The 21,143-nt window shown below is 64.7% G+C and carries 21 protein-coding genes; 6 read left to right on the top strand and 15 right to left on the bottom strand.

Annotated elements, in window-relative coordinates:
• The first annotated feature begins 71 nt into the window (after nt 1-71).
• Complete coding sequence (locus ASH00_RS03610) at nt 72-1,088, top strand: LacI family DNA-binding transcriptional regulator (RefSeq protein ID WP_056545115.1); 1,017 nt, start codon at nt 72-74, stop codon at nt 1,086-1,088.
• A gap of 17 nt (nt 1,089-1,105) precedes the next feature.
• On the opposite strand, the gene ASH00_RS16585 is transcribed toward ASH00_RS03610, so the two are convergent.
• From ASH00_RS16585 to ASH00_RS03600, 3 genes are all read right to left on the bottom strand, one after another.
• Nucleotides 1,106-1,282 (bottom strand): hypothetical protein, encoded by a 177-nt coding sequence (locus tag ASH00_RS16585; protein WP_157358983.1) that lies wholly within the window; start codon nt 1,280-1,282, stop codon nt 1,106-1,108.
• Between the two features lie 19 nt (nt 1,283-1,301).
• Nucleotides 1,302-1,568, bottom strand: a complete 267-nt coding sequence (locus ASH00_RS03605) for a GlsB/YeaQ/YmgE family stress response membrane protein (protein ID WP_056545113.1) — start codon at nt 1,566-1,568, stop codon at nt 1,302-1,304.
• Nucleotides 1,569-1,742: 174 nt separating this feature from the next.
• Nucleotides 1,743-2,762, bottom strand: coding sequence for a LacI family DNA-binding transcriptional regulator (locus ASH00_RS03600; protein WP_056545111.1), 1,020 nt, complete (start codon nt 2,760-2,762; stop codon nt 1,743-1,745).
• Between the two features lie 182 nt (nt 2,763-2,944).
• On the opposite strand from ASH00_RS03600, the gene ASH00_RS03595 reads away from it, so the two are divergent.
• From ASH00_RS03595 to ASH00_RS03585, 3 genes are read left to right on the top strand one after another with little or no spacing between them, the layout of a single operon-like run.
• Nucleotides 2,945-4,390 carry a Gfo/Idh/MocA family protein gene (locus ASH00_RS03595; protein WP_056545109.1) on the top strand — a complete coding sequence of 482 codons (1,446 nt, stop codon included), beginning with the start codon at nt 2,945-2,947 and terminating at the stop codon, nt 4,388-4,390.
• Nucleotides 4,383-5,345 (top strand): NAD-dependent epimerase/dehydratase family protein, encoded by a 963-nt coding sequence (locus ASH00_RS03590; protein WP_235563141.1) that lies wholly within the window; start codon nt 4,383-4,385, stop codon nt 5,343-5,345. Before ASH00_RS03595 ends, ASH00_RS03590 begins: the two co-directional genes overlap by 8 nt.
• A gap of 53 nt (nt 5,346-5,398) precedes the next feature.
• Nucleotides 5,399-6,499 (top strand): mandelate racemase/muconate lactonizing enzyme family protein, encoded by a 1,101-nt coding sequence (locus tag ASH00_RS03585; RefSeq protein WP_056545107.1) that lies wholly within the window; start codon nt 5,399-5,401, stop codon nt 6,497-6,499.
• Here the strand turns inward: ASH00_RS03585 and ASH00_RS03580 are convergent.
• Complete coding sequence (locus ASH00_RS03580) at nt 6,467-7,552, bottom strand: phosphotransferase (protein ID WP_157358982.1); 1,086 nt, start codon at nt 7,550-7,552, stop codon at nt 6,467-6,469. The two genes, ASH00_RS03585 and ASH00_RS03580, sit on opposite strands and share 33 nt — an antisense overlap.
• A 103-nt stretch (nt 7,553-7,655) precedes the next feature.
• Between ASH00_RS03580 and ASH00_RS03575 the strand changes: the two genes are divergently transcribed.
• Complete coding sequence (locus tag ASH00_RS03575; RefSeq protein WP_056545103.1) at nt 7,656-8,651, top strand: ring-cleaving dioxygenase; 996 nt, start codon at nt 7,656-7,658, stop codon at nt 8,649-8,651.
• The gene (locus tag ASH00_RS03570) at nt 8,651-9,277 is read left to right on the top strand and encodes an alpha/beta hydrolase (protein ID WP_056545100.1); all 627 of its coding nucleotides are present in this window, start codon (nt 8,651-8,653) and stop codon (nt 9,275-9,277) included. The genes ASH00_RS03575 and ASH00_RS03570 overlap by 1 nt, the downstream gene beginning before the upstream one ends.
• An 88-nt stretch (nt 9,278-9,365) precedes the next feature.
• On the opposite strand, the gene ASH00_RS03565 is transcribed toward ASH00_RS03570, so the two are convergent.
• The 11 genes from ASH00_RS03565 to ASH00_RS03515 form a co-directional block, all read right to left on the bottom strand.
• Complete coding sequence (locus ASH00_RS03565) at nt 9,366-10,496, bottom strand: M24 family metallopeptidase (protein WP_056545098.1); 1,131 nt, start codon at nt 10,494-10,496, stop codon at nt 9,366-9,368.
• The gene (locus ASH00_RS03560; RefSeq protein ID WP_056545095.1) at nt 10,493-12,550 is read right to left on the bottom strand and encodes a DUF6807 family protein; all 2,058 of its coding nucleotides are present in this window, start codon (nt 12,548-12,550) and stop codon (nt 10,493-10,495) included. The genes ASH00_RS03565 and ASH00_RS03560 overlap by 4 nt, the downstream gene beginning before the upstream one ends.
• 24 nt (nt 12,551-12,574) lie before the next feature.
• A complete protein-coding gene (locus ASH00_RS03555; protein WP_056545092.1) occupies nt 12,575-13,885 on the bottom strand; it encodes an ABC transporter substrate-binding protein in 1,311 nt (436 codons plus the stop codon).
• Between the two features lie 54 nt (nt 13,886-13,939).
• On the bottom strand, nt 13,940-15,244 hold the full coding sequence (locus ASH00_RS03550; RefSeq protein ID WP_056545090.1) for an ABC transporter substrate-binding protein: 1,305 nt from the start codon (nt 15,242-15,244) through the stop codon (nt 13,940-13,942).
• Nucleotides 15,245-15,289: 45 nt separating this feature from the next.
• On the bottom strand, nt 15,290-16,228 hold the full coding sequence (locus ASH00_RS03545; RefSeq protein WP_056545087.1) for a carbohydrate ABC transporter permease: 939 nt from the start codon (nt 16,226-16,228) through the stop codon (nt 15,290-15,292).
• Entirely contained in the window at nt 16,218-17,162 is a 945-nt protein-coding gene (locus ASH00_RS03540; protein ID WP_056545084.1) for a carbohydrate ABC transporter permease, read from the bottom strand. Before ASH00_RS03540 ends, ASH00_RS03545 begins: the two co-directional genes overlap by 11 nt.
• 249 nt (nt 17,163-17,411) lie before the next feature.
• A complete protein-coding gene (locus tag ASH00_RS03535) occupies nt 17,412-18,530 on the bottom strand; it encodes an acetylxylan esterase (RefSeq protein ID WP_056546592.1) in 1,119 nt (372 codons plus the stop codon).
• Nucleotides 18,531-18,594: 64 nt separating this feature from the next.
• A complete protein-coding gene (locus ASH00_RS03530) occupies nt 18,595-19,218 on the bottom strand; it encodes a flavin reductase family protein (RefSeq protein ID WP_056545081.1) in 624 nt (207 codons plus the stop codon).
• Between the two features lie 107 nt (nt 19,219-19,325).
• Nucleotides 19,326-19,814, bottom strand: coding sequence for an SRPBCC family protein (locus tag ASH00_RS03525; RefSeq protein ID WP_056545077.1), 489 nt, complete (start codon nt 19,812-19,814; stop codon nt 19,326-19,328).
• Complete coding sequence (locus tag ASH00_RS03520; RefSeq protein ID WP_056545073.1) at nt 19,811-20,167, bottom strand: ArsR/SmtB family transcription factor; 357 nt, start codon at nt 20,165-20,167, stop codon at nt 19,811-19,813. Before ASH00_RS03520 ends, ASH00_RS03525 begins: the two co-directional genes overlap by 4 nt.
• 103 nt (nt 20,168-20,270) lie before the next feature.
• Entirely contained in the window at nt 20,271-21,107 is an 837-nt protein-coding gene (locus ASH00_RS03515) for an SDR family oxidoreductase (RefSeq protein ID WP_056545070.1), read from the bottom strand.
• Nucleotides 21,108-21,143 lie beyond the last annotated feature (36 nt).

The raw sequence follows: 21,143 nt of genomic DNA, 5'->3' as shown, positions 1-21,143 counted from the left end.
TCTGCGTCACACCGACGTGTCAACGTTTTAATTCGGATCCACCGCTTCGACAGCTCCGTTACAGTATCGGTATGGACTCCACTCGCGTTCGCCGCCGGCGGGCAACAATCAATGATGTTGCCTCCGCGGCGGGCCTGTCCCGGGGGACGGTCTCGCGTGTGGTCAACGGGGAGAAGTACGTCTCGCCCGAGGCGAAGATGGCCGTGGAGTCGGCTATCGCGCAGGTCGGTTACGTGCGGAACTCGGCGGCCCGGAACCTCGTGCGGCAGGAGTCCCGGGCTATCGGCCTCATCATCCACGAGCCGCACTCCCTGTTGTTCGAGGATCCCAACATCGGATCGATCCTCCTCGGCGCCAACTCGGTGCTTTCCGCCGCGGACTACCAGCTGGTCTCCCTGATAATCGACACGGCACGGGACAGCCGGCGGGTGGCGGACTACCTGCGCGGAGGGCTCGTGGACGGTGCTGTCATCATCTCTGCACGAACCTCCGATCCCATTGCGACGGCGGTGCGGAACCTGAAGATTCCGGCTGCGTTCGTCGGCCATCCGCCGGGCACGCCGGACATTCCGTATGTGGGGATCGATAATGTGGCAGCCGCCCAGACAATTGTGCGGCGGCTGCTGGACACCGGCAGGACGCGGGTGGGCATGATCGCCTGTGCGCTGGACCGCGATTCCGGCCAGGACCGGCTTGAAGGTTTCCGGACAGCGCTGGGGCCGGCATTCGACCCGGACCTTGTTCTTGAGTTTCCGCTCTACACCTATGCTGCCGGCGCTGACGGCATGGCTGAACTCCTGCGCAGGCGCCCGGATATCGACGGCGTTTTCGCCGCCTCTGACGCGGTGGCCGCGGGCGCCATGGCCACCCTGCAGGAGCAGGGCAGGCGGGTGCCGGACGACGTCGGGATAGTTGGCTTTGATGACAGCAGTTGGGCACTGCGCTGCAAGCCGCAACTGTCCACGGTCAAGCAGCCGGCGGACCTGCTGGGGCGCGCGGCCGCAGAGCTTGTCCTCGCCCAGATCGAGGGCAACGAGGCTGAGGTGCGGATGCTCAACACCTCTGTGGTGTGGCGGGAGTCCGCCTGAGGGCACCCGCATCTACCTCAGTGGCCGCCGCCAAGCTTGCCTGCCATGCGCTCGCGCATCAGGAAGGCAATTGTCACGGCCATCGTGAAGGATGCAAACAACCCAAGCCGCGGGTCAACGTCGGCGATGATTGAGAAGACTGACTGCCGCTGTTCGGGCGCCAGTGTGGGCTTCGAGCCGAGTGTTATGGCCACTTGGAGCGTTGCTGGTGAACTACCGGCGGACGCTGCGGTTGCGGCGGCCCGAAAGTGACTCAGCGACGCCGATCAGCAGAACCGCCGCGATCACTGCCAGGATGAAGCCGAGAATGTTCAGCTCAAAGATCCCGCCGGTGTGGAAGAAGCTTGCTATCAAACCGCCGATGACGGAGCCGGCAAGCCCCAGCAGCAGGGTCGCGAGCAGTCCGAGGTTCTGCTTACCCGGTTTGATGAGCCGAGCGAGTGCCCCGATGATCAATCCGGCGATGATGAAACCAATCATGATGCCTCCTGTAGATGAGTGTTTCCTCCGAGAACACTAAGCCTGCTTTCTAGTGAGGGCAACTCGCTGCGGTTGCCGGACTCAATCGCACAGAAACTGCCCGGAGGTGCAGGGTCGCCGGTTCGAACCGGCGACCCTGCACCCGCGGGCAGTTTCTGAGTGAGGAAGGGCGCCCTACTGCGGGCGGGCGGCCGGGCCCGTGCTTCCGCGGCGCCTGAGCTCAGGCTGGAACGTGGTGTGCGAGGGCTCATCCCCGCCGTCCCCCAGGAGCCGGCGCATCTCGTGCCACGCCTGCTCGCCGATGTCATTGATCGGCACCGCCGCGGTGGTGAGCGGCGGCGTGGTGTAGTTCGCGAACGGGATGTCATCGAACCCGGTGATCGAGATCTGCCTGGGGACGTCAATGCCACGTTCATGAAGTCCGCTCAAAAGCCCCATGGCGACGAGGTCGTTGAAGGCCAGCACGCCGGTAGCGCCGGTTCCGAGGACGCTGTCCACCGAACCGTGCCCGGCCTCGAAGCTCGACCCTCCCGAAAGGACCGTCAGCTGAATTTCCGGGTTGTCCACGCGGAACTTCTCGAGCCCCTGCAGCCGTGCCTGGTTGGACGCGCTTCGCTCAGGCCCCTCTAGAAACGCAAGAGTGGTGTGGCCGAGCTCCACGAGGTGCGCAGCCAGATCCTGCACGCCCTGCCCGTAGTCGACCACCAGGCTGGGAGTCTCGGCGTCCGCCGTCGAGCGGTTGACCAGAACCAGCGGGCGCAGCGACGGAAGGAGGGCCTCCAGTTCTGCCTCGTTCATGCGTGGTGCACAGAGTACGACGCCGTCACACCGCCGTCGTGCTTCGCCCGCCAGAATCGATTCCTCGCTGGACACTTCGGAGGAGTCCGCGATCAGCACGCGGTAGCCATCCTGTGCGGCCGCGCGGCTTACTCCGCGGAGCATCCCCTGGAAGGTGGGGTTGGCCAGATCCGGCACGACGACGCCGATGGTGTCGGTCTTGCCCAGCGCCAGGCTCCGTCCCACCGCGTTGGGCTGGTAGTTCAGTTCCGCGGCTGCGCTCCGGACCCGGGCCGCTATGTCCGGGTCCACGGAGAAGTTGCCGTTCATGACGCGCGAAACCGAGGCCAGCGAGACTCCTGCACGCTGCGCGACGTCCGTGATGCCTACCCTGCGGTTGGCTGCTTTCCTGGCCATAGGTTCCTCATCCGGGCTGGAGATCGGCGTACCGGCAGCGAATGGTTGACGGGTACGCCGGTGTGTTGATAGAAAGCATATAACCTAATTCAGAAAACGTTTTCTCATAGTTTTCGCTGACAGTTACTTCTCACAGTCACGGTGTCGCATCTTCCGCTGATGCAGGTACCCGAAGGAGCCCCATGAGCACCGCCCCCCATACGCTTCCTGCCCAGCAGCAGGCCAATTCGACGTCGGAGCAACGCAAACGTACCCGTCTGGTGCTCGTGGGCACCGGCTCGCGGGCGGAAATGTACGTACGCGCTGCCCTCGGCGATCATGCGTCCTCAGCCGAGCTCGTGGCAATCAGCGACACCAACCCGGGACGGGTGGAGTATTACCTCGATCTCGCCGCCGAACTCTCGGCGGAGACAGAAGTCGCGCAGTTCCGCCCGGAGGAGCTGACGCAGTTCATCCGGGACAACGGCATTGACCGCGTCATCGTGACCACACCTGACTACACGCATGCCGATTACATCGTCGAGGCGCTGGAAGCGGGAGCGGACGTCGTCGTCGAAAAGCCGCTGACCATCAATACCCAGGGTTGCCGCCGGATCTGCGAGGCAGTTGACCGCACGCGACGCGACGTCGTCGTGACCTTCAATTACCGGTATTCACCTCGCAACAGCGCGCTGAAGGAGATCATCCGGAGCGGCGCGATCGGCACCGTGACGTCCATCGACTTCAGCTGGATGCTGGACACTGTCCACGGCGCCGACTACTTCCGCCGCTGGCACCGGCAGAAGGAGAACTCCGGCGGGTTGCTGATTCACAAGGCGTCACATCACTTCGACCTCGTGAACTGGTGGATCGATGACGTCCCTGAACGTGTCTTCGCCAGCGGCGGGCTGCGTTTTTACGGGGACCGCAACGCTGCCGGGCGCGGGCTGACGGACCGGCCGGGGCGCGGAACCACAGACTCGGCCGCGGGGGATCCGTTCGCCCTCGACCTGCGTGAGGATGAGAAGCTGAACAACCTCTACTACGCCAACGAACACCACGACGGGTATCAGCGCGACCAGGACGTCTTCGCCCCCGGCATCACCATTGAGGACAACCTTGCCCTCGTGGTGGACTACGCCTCCGGAGCGACCCTCAGCTACTCGCTGAACGCGCACAGCCCCTGGGAGGGCTACCGGGTTGCCGTGAACGGAACGCTGGGCCGCGTTGAACTCGAGGTCGTGGAGCGGGCCGCAGTTTCCGGCAGCACGGATCAAAAGAACGTCGTCGATCCCAATGCCACACCGGTGCAGGAAGACGACGCCGTCCGGATCAACGGCGAACGCCTCATTCTGCAGCGCCACTGGGAACCCGCCGTCGAAGTGCCGATTGTGAACGGAGAGGGCGGCCACGGCGGCGGTGATGCGCTGCTGCTCACGGACCTCTTCGAGGGCCCCGGCGAGGACCCGCTGGGCAGGCCGTCAGGCTATCTGGACGGTCTGCGCGCCGTCGCGGTCGGTATTGCCGGCAACGCCTCACTCGAATCCTCGCTGCCCGTACGCATCAGCGAACTCGGCCTCGGAGCGGACCTTGCAGCCGACCGTGCCGCCGACGACCGCGCGTCCAAGGGCGCGGTGCGCCGTGGCTGAGCTGGCGCAGACTACCGTCCTGGTGACGGGAGGCTCCGGCAGGCTGGGCCGCAGTGTGGTGACCGGCCTCGCTGAGGCAGGCTACGACGTCGTCTCTGTGGACCGCGCGCCGGTTCTCGACGGCGTGTTCCCCACTCAGATCCGCCAGGAAGCGGCTGACCTGCTGGCTCCCGGCGTTGCGCTAAGCGTGCTGGAAAACCACCGGCCCGACGCCGTCATCCACCTTGCCGCGATCGCCGTGCCCTTCAGTGCGCCGGAGGACGTGATCCTGCAGACCAACAGCCAACTCGCCTTCCAGGTGATGGACGCAGCGACCACCCTTGGTGTCGGCAGGATCATCACGGCGTCAAGCCCCACGGTGCTTGGCTACGGCGCACCCGCCGGTTGGATGCCGGACGCCTTCCCGCTGAATGAGCAGACAACGCCGAAGCCCTGGAACGCTTACGCGCTCTCCAAGCTGCTTGCCGAGCAAACCATGCGCATGTTCGCGGCCGCGCAGGGCGAGCGGATCCGGTACGCCGCGTTCCGGCCCTGCTATGTCATCTCGCCGGAGGAGTGGGCTGGTGCGCCGACGCAGCAGGGGCACACCGTCGTCGAACGGCTGGATGATCCCGCGTTGTCCGCGCCGGCCATTTTCAACTACGTGGACGCACGGGACGTCGCGGATTTCCTTGACGTGCTGCTGCAGTCCATGGATAGAATCCCGAACGCTGAGACCTTCTTCGTGGGCGCAGCCGATGCACTGGCACGCGAGCCGCTGTCCGAGCTCATCCCGCGCTACCTCCCCGCGGTGGGTGCGCTCGCCGGGAACCTGCACGGAACCAGCCCGGCCTTCTCGATCGACAAGGCGCGCAAGCTGCTCGGCTGGGAGCCGAAACGTAGCTGGCGCAAGGAACTCGTTCCATTGGAACTCGTTCCACCGGAGCTCGCAACCGCAAGCCAGGAAGCACGGTGAGTCATGCAGTTCAATAAGGCCGTTCCTGCCGCCGGCCGTGAGCTCGTGGGCGCATGAATGTCAAGATCACCGGCCTGTCCTCGCGCGTGGTCACGGCGCCGCTTCGGCGTGCCTGGGGAGCGGACGTGCCGGAAAACCACTTCATCGCGACGACGGTGACAACCGACGACGGCGGTGTGGGACACGGCTTTTCGTGGACGCCCACCATCGGGCCGCAGGCAGTGCTGGCGTTGCTGGAATATGACATCGCCCCCTTTGTGGAGGGCCTCTCTGCCCGTGCGGAGGAGGTGTGGGATGCACTCTGGGTCCGGCTCCATGAGGCAGGCGGGGGAGGGCTGACCACCATCGCGATGGCTGGCGTCGACCTTGCGCTGTGGGATCTGGCAGGGAAGCAGGCCGGGTGTTCCGTACCTGACCTGTTGGGCCGCCGTCGGGAAACCGTGCCGGTGTATGGATCGGGAGTGAACCTGCACTACACGCTTGAGGAGCTCGTTGAGCAGGCCCAGCGGTGGGTTACAGAAGGCCGGCAGGCGGTCAAGGTGAAGGTGGGTAAGCCGGACCTGCGCGAGGATGCGGAGCGGATCGCCGCAGTCCGCGAGGTCATCGGTCCCGACCGCGCACTGATGATTGACGCCAACCAGCGGTGGGACCTGCCCACAACCCTGCGGGCGCTTGAACGGCTGGCGGAATACGGCCTGCACTGGCTCGAAGAACCGATCCGCGCAGACGACCTCTCTGCCTACCGGCGGCTGCGTCGCTCCTCGCCGGTGCCCATCGCACTGGGTGAAAACGTGCACACCATCTACCGGTTCCGGGACTTTATCGAGGCGGACGCCGTCGACATCATCCAACCCAACATCATCCGCGTCGGTGGAATCACTCCGTTCCGGCGCATCGTTGAGCTTGCCCGGGCCAACAGCATCGCAGTGGCTCCGCACCTGCTTCCGGAGCTTTCGGGACAGCTTGCCTCCACCCTGGCGGAGACGGTGTGGGTGGAAGCGGTCGACGGCGCCACCATGACTGAGCTGGGCATCCTCGCCGGTCCTTCGCCGGTCAGCATCACGGAATCCGGGCTTACGGTGACCGGCCAGCCGGGACTGGGCCTGGAGATCGTACCTAACTCACGGGGCTTTGTGGAGTGCGCGGCCGGCTGACGCGAGGAGCAGATCCACGAGTGCTATCAGCTCCTCCAGTGCCGCTGCCGGGTCCTCGTCCGGGAGGCTTCCCCGCCGCGGGGGCTCACCCTTCTCGATACCAGCGACGACGTCGACGGCCAGCTTCCAGCGAAGTGCAACCGCGGCGTCGAACCCCAGGCGGATGTCCTCAAACGTGACGGTGGGTGCTTCTGCCCTGAGGGCTGTGGAGTAAGCGTCCAGAGCCTCTTCAACCAGCGGCATCACGACGCTCGCGAGGGCATCGCCACGGCGGACCGAGGAGAAAAGCAACGAAGCCAGGTCCGCTCCCACGGGGCCGGGACCGATGGATTCCCAGTCGATCAGAACGGTCCGGCCGCCCGAGTGGAAGACGTTTGCGCCTCCGGCATCGTGGTGGCACAGGGTCTGCGGGAGCGATTCCAGAATCCCGCGGTAACGGGCTTGGTTGAGGACCAGCTGCTCGGCGGCAGCCAGCCGGTCACCGAGATGGGCAGCTGCGCGTGGGTCCCGGCGCCGCAGTGTGGCCAGGCCCTGCTCAATGGCTTCAGGCTGGCTATGGCGGTCAATCCACCCAGAGAAGTACCAGGGTTCTGAGAGCCGGCGCCCGGCCCACAGCCCGCCCATGCCGCCCAGATCACGCGCTGCGGCGAGGACAGTCTCCGCGTCCAGCGGTCTTGCACCTCCATGACGGATCTCCTCAAGCCAGAGGGTCATTCCTCCCTCCGCATCACGCAATTTCCCGTGCATCCGTGGTGTGCCGATGCCGGGAGCTATTCCAGCCAGCACTCCGGAGGCGTAGGCGTTGACCTCACGCCGTCCGTTGTCAAGAAGGTACGCGGAGGCCAGGGCCGGCCCCTCGGTGCGCTTCTCGATCATGGACCATGCAACGCGTTCACCCCCAACGAGCGCGTGTCCCTGGATTCGGCTCACCGTCCGGTGGGCGAGGAAGGCGTCGTAATCCAGCGGGATCCGCTCGACGTCAGCCAGTGCAGTAACGGGGCCGCCCACGGCGTCGGTAACGGCTGCTTTCAGCTCGTAGAGCGCATCGTTCACGGTCACACACTAGCGTCCGGTCCGGGGAATAAGTGCGAAGGTATATGCATTTGCATGTACAACGTCGACCGCCGGGCCGACCGGAACCTTCCGGAGGATCACCATGACAGCGCACACCACTGGCCTGCACCATGTCACCGCCATTGCGGGTGACCCGCAGGCCAACATCGACTTCTATATCCGCGGACTCGGACTGCGGCTTGTGAAGAAGACGGTCAACTTCGATGACCCGTCCACCTATCACCTGTACTACGGCGACGACGCCGGCCGACCGGGCTCGCTCATGACCTTCTTCCCGTGGGGCCAGGTGGCACCCGGTCGAATCGGTTCGGGCCAGTCCACCACCACCGCCTTCTCGGTGCCCGAGGGGAGCCTCGGCTGGTGGCAGAACCACTTCCGCGACCTCGGCGTGGAGTCCTCCATCTCGCTGGCGTCCGAGGATGAGGAAAGGCTTTCGCTGCGCGATCCTGACGGACTCCAGCTCGACCTCGTGGCCTCCTCGACCTCCGATCCCCGCAACCCCTGGGACTCGTCCTTTGTCCCTGCGGAGCATGCCGTCCGCGGCCAGCACTCCTCCGTGTTAACGGTTTCGAACCCCGAGCACACCCTGCGCGTCCTCACCGAAGACCTCGGGCTGAGAATCTCCGACGAGGCTCCCGGACGCACCCGTTTACAAGCAGGCGACGGCGGCCCCGGGAACATTATCGACGTCATTGCTGATCCTGCCGGGCCCTACGGACTCGTGGCCGGCGGAACCGTGCACCACATCGCCTTCCGGGTTCCGGATAAGGCGACCCAGGAGCTGTGGCGACAGGATCTCGTTGAGCGCGGGTTCGCGGTGACAGCGATTCTCGACCGCCAGTACTTCACCTCGATCTACTTCCGCGAACCGGGCGGCGTGCTCTTCGAGATTGCGACGGACACTCCGGGCTTCAACGTCGATGAGCCGCTCCTGGAACTCGGGCGCTCACTGAAGCTGCCGCCGTGGCTCGAGCCCTCGCGCGAGGACATCGAAGCCTCGGTGGCGCGTATCGAGGTTCCGGAAGACAACAATGTGCTCGCCGGCCACAATGATCAGCCAGCCGGAGGCATCGCCTGATGTCCGCACCGCAATTCAATGACTGGCCGCACCTCTACCATGAGGGCGACCCCGGGCGTTCACTCCTCCTGATGCTGCACGGTACGGGTTCAAACGAGGAGGACATTGCGACGCTCGCAGCGCAGCTGGATCCGGCCGCAGCTGTGCTTGCGCCACGCGGCAGGGTGCAGGAGAACGGCATGCTGCGCTGGTTTGCCCGGCGCGCGGAGGGCGTGTTCGACGTCGACGACGTCATCCTCCGTGCGGGAGAACTGGCCGGTTTCATCGCCGAAGCGCGGCAGCACTATGACGCCGGCAACCGGGAGATCATCGCCGTCGGCTTCTCCAATGGTGCCAACATCGCTTTGGCCACCGCGATGCTGCACCCGGAAGCGCTGAAGCGCGTGGTTGCGTTCTCGGGCATGTACCCGTTCGGTGAGCGGAGCACGGAGGTTTCCCTTTCCGGCAGCAGCTTCCTGGTGCTGAATGGGCGGTCCGACCCCATGGCGCCGCTGCCCAGCGTCACTACGCTGGTGGGCGAATTGCAGCGGCAGGGCGCCGACGTCGAACAGGTTCTTCGGGAGGGCGGTCACGGTATTGATCGCGCAGACCTGGAAGCGGCGGTTGACTGGCTGGGCCGCCGCTGACCTCCAGGAACTCCATCGAACAGGAAATTTTGTGCAGCTCTGGTGGGTTCCACGGCGCTGGAACCCACCGGAGCTGCGCAAAAGTGCCCTAGATTTCGAGGGTCATTGGCCGCTGCAGGCCGTTCACCTCGACCGTCGGCCAGCGTTCATCGACGCTGAGCACCCGGATCCCTTCGGCAGTGAGCAGCACGGTGTCCTCGATTTTCACTCCGGGGCCGGACGGGTTCCAGGTGAACGCTTGATTGGGCACAACCTCGTCATCAGTCGACGCCGTGACCCGCGGATCCCTGCCCGCGTAGCCGGCGGGGCCGCCCTGATGGTGCAGCCGCCACTGGTCGGGCCCGAAGCCGTGAGCGGCATAGGAACTGTGGATGACATCGAAAATTCCGTCCAACCGCGCACCCGGCACGGTCGCCGCGAAAATGTCAGCCTCCACGGCAGCAATGCGTGCTTCGGCGTCACGCTCGGCGGCCGTTGACCCGTCAAACCGGACCCAACGCGTGACGTTAGCAACCATTCCCCGACGCCGCGCGCACACGACCGCCATCGCCCGCCGACCCAATGGCGACGACGTCGGCAGCGGGTGCCGGAAAGCAGACCGCTCACGGCCGTTGCAGAGCAGAACCAGTGGCTCAGCGCCCATGGCGATGACCCGCGCGCCCAGTTCAGCGGCGATGTCCCGTTCCGGTGTATGCGGCCTGGCAGCGGAGAGCACATCGGTCAGCGCACCCGCGACCTCCGTGTTCAGTTCTGTGTACTGCTCCACTTCCACGGGAAGCAGCGACTGCCTCGCGTTGCGCAGCTCCCGCCGCACGCTCGCCTCATCCAGCGGCTGCGAAGGGGACAGCCGGCTCATCACCTCGTGCATGGATCCGTGCCAGGGAACCGGATGAACGACGACGTCGGCCGGCAGCTCCTCGCGCATCAGCCGGTCCGCTTCGTTATTGAACGTGACCAGGTGGTCCCGTTCGCGGTCAACAAGCAGCATGGCGATGGGATCCCCCGCGAGGCTGATGTGCAGACGGCTCCCGCCCAGGTACCACGTCATCGCCGTGTTGCTGGTCAACAGCAGGGACTCGTGGCCGGTACGGTCAAGAATCTCAAGTACCCGGCTGCGCTTGATGGCGCGCTCGTCGCCGGAGTCATCGACACGCGCGGCAGTTGGCGCGGCAGTTGGAGCCGAAAGCGTGTCAAGGCCGGGGGCTGAAGTGGTGGTCATGGGTGCCTTTCTTCGGCCGCGAGGGTGCTCACGGCGTCAGGAGTCAGAGCGCCGTCGGCAATGAGGATGGTGACGGAGCGGGCCAGGGGAGCCTCGCGCGTGGTGGTGACCGGCCGGTCCCAGGCGAGGGCAAGCCCCACCCCGGGGTAACCCTCTGCCCTCACGAACCAGGGGTCGATGGCGTTGTCGTTGGGCAGGAAAAGAAGCGTCGCCGGCCGGCCGCTAAAGATGCCCTGCCAGCACAGCCAATCCGACACTGTGCCGTGGACACCCGCTTCACCGGAGGCATCCGCCGTCGTGATAGTGATGTTTTCGCTGGTGGGGAGGCGCCAGAAAAAGCCGCCGTAGCCGCCGCCGGACCGCCCATTCGAGCCCGGGCTCCCAAGGGCCACCGGGTTCTCGCCGGCGGGTGTCAGCGAGAAGTCGATGGTGAGCGCCCAGGCGGCCTCGTTCACCGTACGCCAGCTGATGCGGCGGGCTTCGTGCAGCAGGGCGCCGCCGTCGGGGCCGCTCCAGCGCAGCGTCTCCTCGAGGGAGTCGCCATGCTGCGTGATTCCGGTGCGGGAGATCCGGCCGTGGTCCGCGCGCCACACGTAACCCTGCGCCTCGCGACGGTAGGTCCGGCCGCCCCAGACGTTGACGCCGTCGACGTCCTGCACCGCAATGCCCGCGCCGAGGTGCCACACGTGGTCCGCGGGAAAGTGGTCGGTGACAATGACGCCGTCGCGCGTGGCCACGGGATGCAGGTAGGGGCGCGGCGAAAGGAAGGGAGAGACGGCGATGCCGTCCCGGTAGAACCCGACCTCGCGGCCGTCCAGCACAAGCGGTAACGACGACGGCGACACGGACGACGACGGCGACGGCCGCGCCCAGCCCGGGCACAGTTCGCCGATAGTCGCCTGGGCGTGACACGCGCGCTGCAGGAGGTCCTCGATGCCGTGCACCACGGGGTGGGCTTCGTCGCCGTCGCCGATCCAGGTGACGTACGAGGGATCAATGGGTTGCGGCGGTGGGGCCAGCCGGACGGCGTCGAGCACCCGCATGAACGCGCCGGAGCAGGCGAGCGGGCTGAGCAGGGGAGTGCCGGACGCCCGGTGTTCGAGCAGATTCTCCAGCAGGTTGGCGCGCCCGAAGTGCTCAATGACGGTGCCGTCCGCCGTGGTGACGGCCAGTTCGTCCTCCGTGTAATACAGCACGGCGGTTCCCTGCGTGCCGTGGAGCGTGACGCTGGGTCGCGTCTGCTCCGCGGCACACAGGGTGAGTGCGAGCATGACCACCGTCCCGGACGCCGTCCGAACCCGGATGGTGGACGTGTCATCGCACTCGATGTCGTGGGCCCGGTACAGGTCCGTCTCGACGGTAGCCACGTCGGACGTCTTCCGTGCACCGGCCACACGAAGGGCGGTCGCAACCGCATGGGCAAGCGGATTGGTGGCCACGCCGTCGACCACGTCCACGCCGTCCAGCGTTCGCTTTCCCGCCCAACGGGAACGTCCAAAGTAGCCCCGGGTTCGCACCCAGGTCCCCAGCGCACTGACGCCCCGAACCGAACCCAGCGATCCCGATGCCACGAGATCGTCGAGCCGGTCAAGCGCTGCCGAGCCCAGGCTCTGAAACCCGGTCTGCACGGCAACGCCTGCTTTGTCAGCAGCGGCGAGGAGCGAGTGGTACTGCTCCATCGACGCCACCGGAGGCTTCTCCACGTACACATCCGCGCCGGCCTCGATCGCCGCATGGGCGAGCGGCGCGTGCGCCTGGATGGGGGTGGCAATAACGACGACGTCGGGCGCCACCCCTGCGGCGAGAAGGTCCTCCAGATTGTTGAACACACCGACCCCGGCACCCAGCGTCCCGTCCTCGGGCGGACGGGGGTCCGCCACGGCAACCAGCCGGGCGGCGCCGTCGTCCTCCAACCGGCGAAGGTTGTCGAGGTGCCGGGCACCGAAGCCATGAACGCCCACCAGGGCCACACGTGCAACGCGGGCGGGGTCGTCAGCAACGGGGTTTCCTGTCCTGTACCGGGAAGGCGCCAGACGGGATGCGGGGTCAAGCATGATCAATGTTCCGTTCCGGGACAATCAGCCTGCGCTGATCATCCCTTCGATTTCGGCGGTTAGTTTCTCCGTTGCCTCAGCGGGAGTCAGGTTGTCGAAGAGGGCCTCGGAGACGTAACGCTTGACCGTGTCCTGGACGCCACCGGCACCAACAGGGGAGGGCAGCGGGGCTGCGGCCATGTCGGGGCTGATCTCCTCGAGGAAGTCGACCACCGTCTGATCGGTTTCGTTCAGCTCGGGGGCGATGGCGGCGGCCATGTCCGGGTTTGCGGGTACCCCGCGATCAACGAGCATCTTCTTCGCAGCCTCAGGGTTGTTCGCAAGGTAGTTCACGAACTCGGCGGCAGCTTCCTGGTCATCGGACTGGCTGGAGACGGACCAGTACATCGAGGCCTTGTAGTACATGCCGTTCTCAGCGGCGTTACCTGACTCCGACGGCGGACGAAGCATGGTCACTTCGCTGCCGCTGGCGGACTCCACAGCCGACAGCTGGTTCGACCAGTACCAACCCATTGCCGCGCGGTTGGTGGCGAAACCGCCGGCTTCGAAGGATCCCGACAGCTCCTCGGTATAGCGGGCGGCACTCGGGCCCCCGCCGTCGCGCACCTCCAGGAGGTGTTCAAACCAGGCGGTCAGAGTTTCCGGCGAGTAGCCCACGGTGCCGGGTTCATCCTCGTTGTAGAGGTTTTCACCCTGCTGGCGGAGCCAGATCCGCAGGTCCACGTCCTGGGCGCCATACTCGGTGCCGACGATGTCCCCGCCCAGCTTCTCAGTCAGCTCAGCCGAGATGCGGTAGTAGTCGTCCCACGTCCAGGTGGTGTCATCCGGGAGTTCCATGCCTGCCTGCGCGAACAGGTCCTGATTTGCCATGATCACGTAGGCGTTCTGACCGGTGGTCAGCCCGTACAGGCCGTCCTCATAACGTCCAAGGTTGAGGGCGGCGTCGTCGAACTTGGAGGTGTCCAGGCCTTCGAGCGTGCTGAGGTCCGCCAAGGCGCCGCGGCCGGCATACTCCTGCAGGTACTTTTCATCCATCGTGATGACATCCGGCGCATCCCGGCCGGCCGTCGTCGTCGCGAGCTTGTCCCAGTAGCCGCCGAAGTCCGAGTATTCACCCTCGATGGTGATGCCCTCGTTCTCGGCCTCGAACATGTCGATGATCTCCTGGTTGGCTACGTGGCGTGGATCCGAGCCCCACCAGGAGAAGCGGAGATTCCCGTCACCTGCTGCGGCGCTGTCACCGCCGCCGTTCCCGCAGGCGCCCAGTGACACCGTGAGCACAACCGCGGCAGCCGCAGCTGTGAGAGTTCGCGTCGAGCGAGAGAAGTTCTTCATTGAATCTCTTCCTGTTTTATCGGGTGAATAGCGGTTCGGTTCGATGCTGCGTGGTCAGCCTGCGCTGATCATGCCTTCGATTTCAGCGGTCAACTGTTCGGTTGCCTCTTCCGGAGTGAGGTTGTCGAACAGGACCTCACCGACGTAGCGGACGATGGTCTCCTGAACGGTTCCCGCTCCAATGGGGGAGGGCTTCGGTGAGTCGGAGACCTCGGGTTCAATTTCCTCGAGGAAGGAGACAACCGTCTGCTGGGACTCATCGAGCTTCGGTTCGATGGCTGCAGCCATCTCCGGGTTGGCGGGAACACCGCGGTCCACGAGCATCTTCTCGGCGGCCGCGGGATCATTGGCCAGGAAGTTCACGAAGTCCGCTGCGGCTGCCTGGTTATCGGACTGGCTGGAGACGGACCAGTACATGGAGGCCTTGTAGTACATGCCGTTGTCCTCGGCGTTGCCGGACGGCGAGGGCACCCGGAGAATGCGGATGTCGTCACCGGTGGCGGCACGCAGGGCGCCGAGCTGGTTGGACCAGTACCAGCCCATGGCGGTCTTCTTGGTCGGGAAGTTCTCGGCCTCGAAGGTGCCGGCAGCGGCCTCGGTGAACTGTGCCGCGCTGACGCCGCCACCGGTGTCGCGGACATGGAGCAGGTGCTCGAACCAGGAGAGCAGGTTCTCCTGCGAGTAGCCCACGGTGCCCGGCTCATCCTCGCTGTAAAGCTTTTCGTCGTTCTGGCGCAGCCAGATGCGCAGGTCGCCGTCGAGTGCGCCGTAGTCGGTTCCCGCAACCTCGCCCAGGTTCTCGCTGATCGTGGCCGAGATCTCGTAGTAGTCATCCCAGGTCCAGGTGCTGTCATCCGGGATCTCGACGCCGGCTTCGGCGAAGAGGTCCGCGTTGACCATCACGGAGTAGGCGTTCTGGCCGGTGCTCAGCCCGTACACGCCGTCCTCGTAGCGTCCGAGGTCCAGTGCGGCCTCGGGGAACTTGGACAGGTCGAGGTTTTCGAGTTCGGTGAGGTCAGTCAGCGCGCCGCGGCCGGCGTATTCCATGATGTATTTCTCGTCCATGGTGATGACATCCGGCGCATCCCGGCCGGCCGTCGTCGTCGCCAGTTTGTCCCAGTAGCCGGAGAAGTCTGAGAATTCACCGGCTACGGTGACGCCCTCGTTGTTCGACTCGTAGATGTCGATGATTTCCTGCGTGGCTTCGTGGCGTGGGTCCGAGCCCCACCAGGAGAAGCGGAGGTTGCCGTCGCCGGCGGATTCACTTCCGCCGTTTCCGCAGGCGCCCATCGATAGTCCGAGGACGACGGCGAGGGAGGCTGCGGTAAGGGTGCGGGCAGGACGCGAGAACTTCTTCATTGAATCTCTTTCCAATCTTTCGAGTTGTCTTGTGACCGGAGCGGTCTATTTGATGCCTGTGGTGGCGATGCCCTTGACCAGGTACTTCTGGCCGAACAGGAACACCAGGAAGACGGGCAGGAGGGAGACGATGGACATGGCGAACATCGAGCCCCAGGAAGAGGTGGCGGTGCTGTCAACGAAGGACCGCAGCGCAACGGGCACCGTGTACATTTCGGGGTCGGTCAGGTAGATCAGCTGGCTGAAGAAGTCGTTCCAGGTCCAGATGAAGGTGAAGATGGTGGTTGTTGCCAGTGCGGGCATCATCAGGGGGAGGATGATGCGGGTGAAGATCCGCACGTGGCCGCAGCCGTCGATGCGTGCAGCTTCGTCCAGCTCTTTCGGCAGTCCGCGGATGAACTGCACCATGAGAAACACGAAGAACGCGTCCGTGGCAAGCAGCTTGGGCAGCACCAGCGGAATGAAGGTGTTCACCCAGCCCAGCTCCGAGAAGATGATGTACTGCGGCACGATGATCACGTGAATGGGCAGCATGATCGTCATGAGCATGATGGCGAACAGCAGGTTACGACGGCGGAATTTCAGCCGGGCGAAGGCGTAGGCGGCCATTGAGCAGGACACCAGGTTACCGATGATCGAGCCGACCACCACGATCATCGAATTGATCATGTAGTGCCCGAACGGTGATTGAAGGGCGTTCCAGCCTTCGGTGTAGTTGCTGATCTCGAAGGTGGTGAGCCAGAGGCCGGCCTCCCGGAAGATCACATCGTTTGGACGCAGCGAGCTCACAAGCATCCACAGCAGCGGGTAGAGCATGATGATGCCGAAAGCGATGAGCACAATGTGCTTCAGCAACCGGCTCCCGGTGCTTCCGCTCAGTTCCTCGTCATTCCGCTTCTTCCGGCGGACCGGCGGTGCCGCTTTTGTCGGCGTTCGGGTGGCAGCAGGGGCTGTGTTGGCCTGGGGCGCGATATTAGTCGTCATAGAACACCCACCATTTCGAGGCGATGAAGTTGATGAAGGTAAAGGCGGCGATGATGAGCAGCAGCAGCCACGCCATGGCCGAGGCGTACCCCATATTGAAATTGCCGAAGCCCTGTTGGTAGAGGTACAGCGTGAAGAACATCGTTGAGTCCGCAGGGCCGCCGGTGCCGCCGGACACCACGAATGCCTGGGTGAAGGACTGGAAAGCACCGATGATCTGGAGCACCAGGTTGAAGAAGATGATTGGGGTCAGCAGCGGGGCCGTGATGGTGGTGAACTGGCGCACCTTCGACGCGCCGTCCATTGCCGCTGCCTCGTAGTACATGGTGGGGATCTGGCGGAGACCGGCCAGGAAGATCACCATCGGTGCGCCAAACGTCCAGACGTTGAGCACCATCAGCGTGCCTAGCGCAGTGGAGGGATCAGCGATCCAGCCCATGCCCTCGATACCGACCAGTGCCAGAAGCTGGTTGATGAGCCCGGAGGTGCCGAAGATCTGACGCCACAGCACTGCGATGGCAACGGAGCCACCGAGCAGGGACGGCAGGTAGTAGACCGAGCGGTAGAAGCTCAGGCCCCGCATGCCGCGGTCCAGGATCAGAGCAAGCGCCAGTGCTGCAATGAGCTGGAGGGGAACGGAGACAAAGACGTAGAGGAAGGTCACTCCCAGGGAGTTCTGGAGCCGGGTGTCCTCGAACATCCGAAGGTAGTTGTCCAGTCCGGTCCATTCCGGTGGCTGGAGGAGGTTGTAGTCGGTGAAGGAAAGGTACAGCGACGCCGCCATCGGACCGATTGTGATGATGGCCAGACCCACCAGCCAGGGAGCGAGGAACAGGTAGGAAACCAGCTCCTCCTTCCTCTCGGCGGCTGTCAGCTTCCGCTTCTTTCCTCGCGGCTCTTTCTTCAGCCCGGACATCTCATTCAGAGCTGACATCGCCGCTCCTTTCCGCGATCTGGCGGGCGCATTCCGGCGCCGTCGCGAACGCGTCGTTCGGAAGCTTCATGGGAACCTTCTGTCGGGTTGTAGGGCTCTTGCAGGCAATCTGAGAAAACGCTTTCTCAGGACTGCAAACGACCCTAGTGTGTGATGCGCCACACGTCAAGGAAAACGTTTTCTGGCAGCGCTCCCGCCGTCACACGCCATCGCAATTGCCGGTCGGACCTTATGGAAGGGAGGGAATGATCAGTTGCTGAGGGAATCAGCCAGAAACATCAGGGCGTCCTGAAGCATGTCAACAGTGACCACATGGCCGGCGTCGTACCAGGATCCGGTATAGCGACCCGGCGCATCATGCGCGAGTGCACCCAACACCGCGTCGGCGTCGTGCATGCCCTGGGGTGTGAAAAGTGGGTCCTCACCGGCGTACTGGACGAGGTAGCGGCACGCGGTGTTGACGGCCGTAAGTTCCGGCCAGTCGAACAACCGCGACAGCCCCGGAGTGGCGAGCAGCCACGAGTGAGCGTCCAGGTGGGAAGGAAAGAGGCCCTCGAAGGTGGTCATCATGCAGCAGACAACGGCGGCACGCGCCTGGGGCGCAAGGGCCGACAGCACCAGCGCCCGGCCTCCACCACCCGAGAAACCGCCGACGCCGACACGTCCCTTCTCGACGCAGGGCAGGTTGTGCAGGACATCCAGCGCAACCAGATCTTCGAAGGCCACCATCCCGGCGTAGCTGGTGCCGAGCAGGCCTGCGGTCTTCGCGATTGTATGTTCGTGGAGGGCGGCAGCGGCGTTGTACTCCATGGATGGCGTTGGCTGCACGCCTTCCTGATGCCAGAGCGCCCGCCATGCGTCGAGCCCCTCAGCTACCCGTTCCGGTGGCGGATTGAGCAGGAACCGCCGGCTGCCCCAGCTGAAGGAATCGTGGACCAGCACGGCGAAGCCTGCGCGAGCCAGGTCGTTGGCGACGGCGTGGCCTGAGTAGAGGTTCCGCTGAAGCGTGTCCACGTCGGCGCTGGTCTCAGCGCCGGCGATCAAGCGCTCTGCACCCAGCCACTTGTTGCCGGCATGACAGTGCAACCACAGAACGCCGGGAAGAGGGCTCTTCGCTCCTGCAGGCGTCAGCAAGTAGCCCTTCGTGAGGGGACCGTACGGCAACTGCCACTCCAGTTCCTGCAGCTCGACGCCGTCGAACACCTGAGCGCGGCGCACCGTGACGGGCGGTGCGGGGATGGGTGCGGGTACGCCGAGGGCTTGGGCAAGACTGGCGCTCGCGGTGTTGTGTCCCTCGTGTCTACCGAGTTGCCGCAGAGCTGCGGGCCAGTCCTCGAAGCCGGCGATCGGGTTCGGGGTTGGCGTCATCGACGGTCCGCGGAGCATGAGTTGGGCCGGGCCCCGAACCGGGCGGCCGGGTTTCCCGGGACCATCATTGACCGCCTGCCGAGAATGAGCCGGGCCAGTCCTCGAGGCGGATTCGCCTGATCCGGCGCACCTCGCCGAGAGTTCCCCATTCGTCCCGGCCGAGGCGGGACAACGGTTCGAGTAGATCCACGCGGGGGTGATCGCCGTCGAGCACCTGTTCGGAGACGGCTGCGTGGACCACCTCACCCAGGATCAGCGTGCAGTTCCCGACGGCAATGAGACTGTGCAGACGGCACTCCAGCGCAACGGGAGATTCGTATACGCGCGGAGTGCTGATCAGGGTGCTCGCCTCGCGTTGCAAGCCAGCGGCGTCGAACTCGCTCACCTCCGGCTCGAACGCGGTGCCCGTTGCGTTGACGCGCTCGAACAGGTTCTCCGGCGTGAAGTTCACGGTGAACTCGCCGCTCGCACGGATGTTTCGCAAGCTGTCCTTCTCGCCGACAGACGTGAACTGGATGATCGGGGGGTCTGTTGACGCGACGGTGAAGAAGGAATGCGGTGCGAGGTTATCGACACCGTTCTCCGACCGCGACGCCACCCACGCAATGGGCCGCGGCACCACCGTCGCTGTCAAGAGTTTGTAGAAGGCGGCGGCTGAGTGCTGGTCGCGATAGAAGTCCCTGCGCATGTACCGAGCCTAAGGTGCGGCGGTGCAGCATCCCACTGGATTGCGGGTTTCACTGGGAATGTCCAGACACTCCCAGTGAAACCCGTCTTTGATTGGGACGCTCGGCATCAAGCACGCGACGGAAGGCTTGCAAGCAGTTCATCAAGGCGCTCGTAGCCCTCGGTCATGCCGCCTTCCATGCCGGACTGCGCCATGCCGTCCCGGGCCTCCTGTGAGGGATAAACGGAATGGCCGACCAGCTTGCAACGCCCGCCGCCCAGGTCCTCAAAGGTCAGGAACTCAATGCTGACGACGTCGGGATAGCCGAGAAACTCGAAGGTCTGGATAGCGAACTCGTTGTCCCGCACGGTGTGGAACACGCCGCTGAAGTCATAGCGCTCACCGTCCGGGCTGACATGGGTGTAGCGGTAGCTGCCGCCGGTGCGGAAATCATAGTGGTCGATCTCCGCCTTCATTCCGCGAGGCCCGAGCCAGTTCGCGATCATCGCGGGATCCCTGTGGGCTTCGAAGACGGCTTCGACCGGGAAATCGAACTCCCGCTCGACGTCAATGTAGGGAACGCCTTCCGGCACGGAAAGCTTCAGTGGATTGCTCATGGTTTGTCCTTGGGTGAACGGCCATCTCTGGCCTGAGATCCGAGTAGATCATCGAGTGCGCGGAACTGGCTCTCACGGGTAAGCCTGTATTGGTCAATCCACGCGGTGAGCGACTCCAGCCGTGCGGGGTTCAGGTGCACGGGGCGACGCTGGGCATCACGCGAGCGGGTTACCAGTTCAGCCTGTTCAAGGACTTGAATGTGCCTGGAGATTGCCTGCTTGGTGATGTTGAACGGTGCAGCCAACTCGTTGACGGTTGCCGGGCCCCGGCTGAGATGAGCGATGATGCTGCGGCGCGCCGGGTCTGCCAGAGCCATAAAGGCCCGATCCAGACGATCAGCATCCACGTCCATGGTCAACTGTATCCTTTATCAACGAGTTGGTTGAATACAACGGTAGACCTGCCGTGTCACGGAGTCAAGGATCGTTCCCGGCGCCGAAACGGACACAGGCGCCTTACCTCGTGAGCAGTTTTTCGAGATCCAGTGGTGCTGACCCGGTGAGCTCCTGCACCGCCGTCGTTGTCCGTTCCAGCTGGCCGGAGGCAATTGCGGTGTAGGTGCTCACCCACGCGTCCAGCTGCCAGTCCGGCACCCCGTAGGGGGCGCGCGAGGCATAGGCTTCCTCGACCGTCTCCTCCTCGTAGCGGGTTGGGCGGCCGGTCACCCGCGTGATGATTGCGGCAACCTCGCTGAGCGAGAGAGCCTCGGGGCCGGTGAGATCCCAGGTCCGCCCTACGTGCGCCACCGGATTTTCAAGCACGACGACGGCGGCACGCGCCACGTCTGTCCGTGCCACTGCTGCCACCCGGCCATCGCCGGCAGGTCCGCGCAGCACGCCTTCGTTCCCAGCGAAGAGGGGCAAAACATCGAGGTAGAAGTTGTCGCGAAGGAATGTGTAGGCCATCCCGGAGTTGCGGATGTGCTCCTCCGTTGCCCAATGGTCCCGGCCCAGCGTGAAGGTTGCGTCCGGCGCGGCGGCAAGGAAGGAGGTGTAGATGATGTGCTGAATACCGGCTTCGGCGGCGGCATCGATGAAGGTACGGTGCTGATCCACGCGGTCCTGGGCTTCGGCGCCGGACACCATGAACAGCACCTCACTCCCGCGCAGCGCCTCAACCGCGGCCTCCCGCTCGGCGTAGCTGGCCTGGGCTATCTTCGCTCCCGGCAGATCGGGCGCCCGAGTTGGGTCGCGGACAATGAGTTTCTGCTCGTATCCCGCATTGGACAGGAGGCGGGCTACTTCGCCGCCGACGTGTCCTGTTGAGCCGGTAACTGCGAGTCGTGGAGTCATGTTGGGTTGAGCGCGCGATCAAGCTCAGATATTCCG

Source organism: Arthrobacter sp. Soil782 (assembly GCF_001428435.1).
Taxonomy (GTDB): Bacteria; Actinomycetota; Actinomycetes; order Actinomycetales; family Micrococcaceae; genus Arthrobacter_D; species Arthrobacter_D parietis.
The sequence above is the reverse complement of the archived record's forward strand: the minus strand, read 5'-3'. Positions and strand labels throughout refer to the sequence as shown.

Bases quoted from the DNA above. Each gene is read 5' to 3' on its own strand.
- ASH00_RS03565 (WP_056545098.1), bottom strand. From the start codon at position 10,496: ATGACCACCACTTCAGCCCCCGGCCTTGACACGCTTTCGGCTCCAACT.
- ASH00_RS03515 (WP_056545070.1), bottom strand. From the start codon at position 21,107: ATGACTCCACGACTCGCAGTTACCGGCTCAACAGGACACGTCGGCGGC.
- ASH00_RS03550 (WP_056545090.1), bottom strand. From the start codon at position 15,244: ATGAAGAAGTTCTCGCGTCCTGCCCGCACCCTTACCGCAGCCTCCCTC.
- ASH00_RS03610 (WP_056545115.1), top strand. From the start codon at position 72: ATGGACTCCACTCGCGTTCGCCGCCGGCGGGCAACAATCAATGATGTT.
- ASH00_RS03575 (WP_056545103.1), top strand. From the start codon at position 7,656: ATGACAGCGCACACCACTGGCCTGCACCATGTCACCGCCATTGCGGGT.
- ASH00_RS03540 (WP_056545084.1), bottom strand. From the start codon at position 17,162: ATGTCAGCTCTGAATGAGATGTCCGGGCTGAAGAAAGAGCCGCGAGGA.
- ASH00_RS03605 (WP_056545113.1), bottom strand. From the start codon at position 1,568: ATGATTGGTTTCATCATCGCCGGATTGATCATCGGGGCACTCGCTCGG.
- ASH00_RS03525 (WP_056545077.1), bottom strand. From the start codon at position 19,814: ATGAGCAATCCACTGAAGCTTTCCGTGCCGGAAGGCGTTCCCTACATT.
- ASH00_RS03530 (WP_056545081.1), bottom strand. From the start codon at position 19,218: ATGCGCAGGGACTTCTATCGCGACCAGCACTCAGCCGCCGCCTTCTAC.
- ASH00_RS03570 (WP_056545100.1), top strand. From the start codon at position 8,651: ATGTCCGCACCGCAATTCAATGACTGGCCGCACCTCTACCATGAGGGC.
- ASH00_RS03585 (WP_056545107.1), top strand. From the start codon at position 5,399: ATGAATGTCAAGATCACCGGCCTGTCCTCGCGCGTGGTCACGGCGCCG.
- ASH00_RS03520 (WP_056545073.1), bottom strand. From the start codon at position 20,167: ATGGACGTGGATGCTGATCGTCTGGATCGGGCCTTTATGGCTCTGGCA.
- ASH00_RS03545 (WP_056545087.1), bottom strand. From the start codon at position 16,228: ATGACGACTAATATCGCGCCCCAGGCCAACACAGCCCCTGCTGCCACC.
- ASH00_RS03535 (WP_056546592.1), bottom strand. From the start codon at position 18,530: ATGACGCCAACCCCGAACCCGATCGCCGGCTTCGAGGACTGGCCCGCA.
- ASH00_RS03595 (WP_056545109.1), top strand. From the start codon at position 2,945: ATGAGCACCGCCCCCCATACGCTTCCTGCCCAGCAGCAGGCCAATTCG.
- ASH00_RS03600 (WP_056545111.1), bottom strand. From the start codon at position 2,762: ATGGCCAGGAAAGCAGCCAACCGCAGGGTAGGCATCACGGACGTCGCG.
- ASH00_RS03560 (WP_056545095.1), bottom strand. From the start codon at position 12,550: ATGCTTGACCCCGCATCCCGTCTGGCGCCTTCCCGGTACAGGACAGGA.
- ASH00_RS03555 (WP_056545092.1), bottom strand. From the start codon at position 13,885: ATGAAGAACTTCTCTCGCTCGACGCGAACTCTCACAGCTGCGGCTGCC.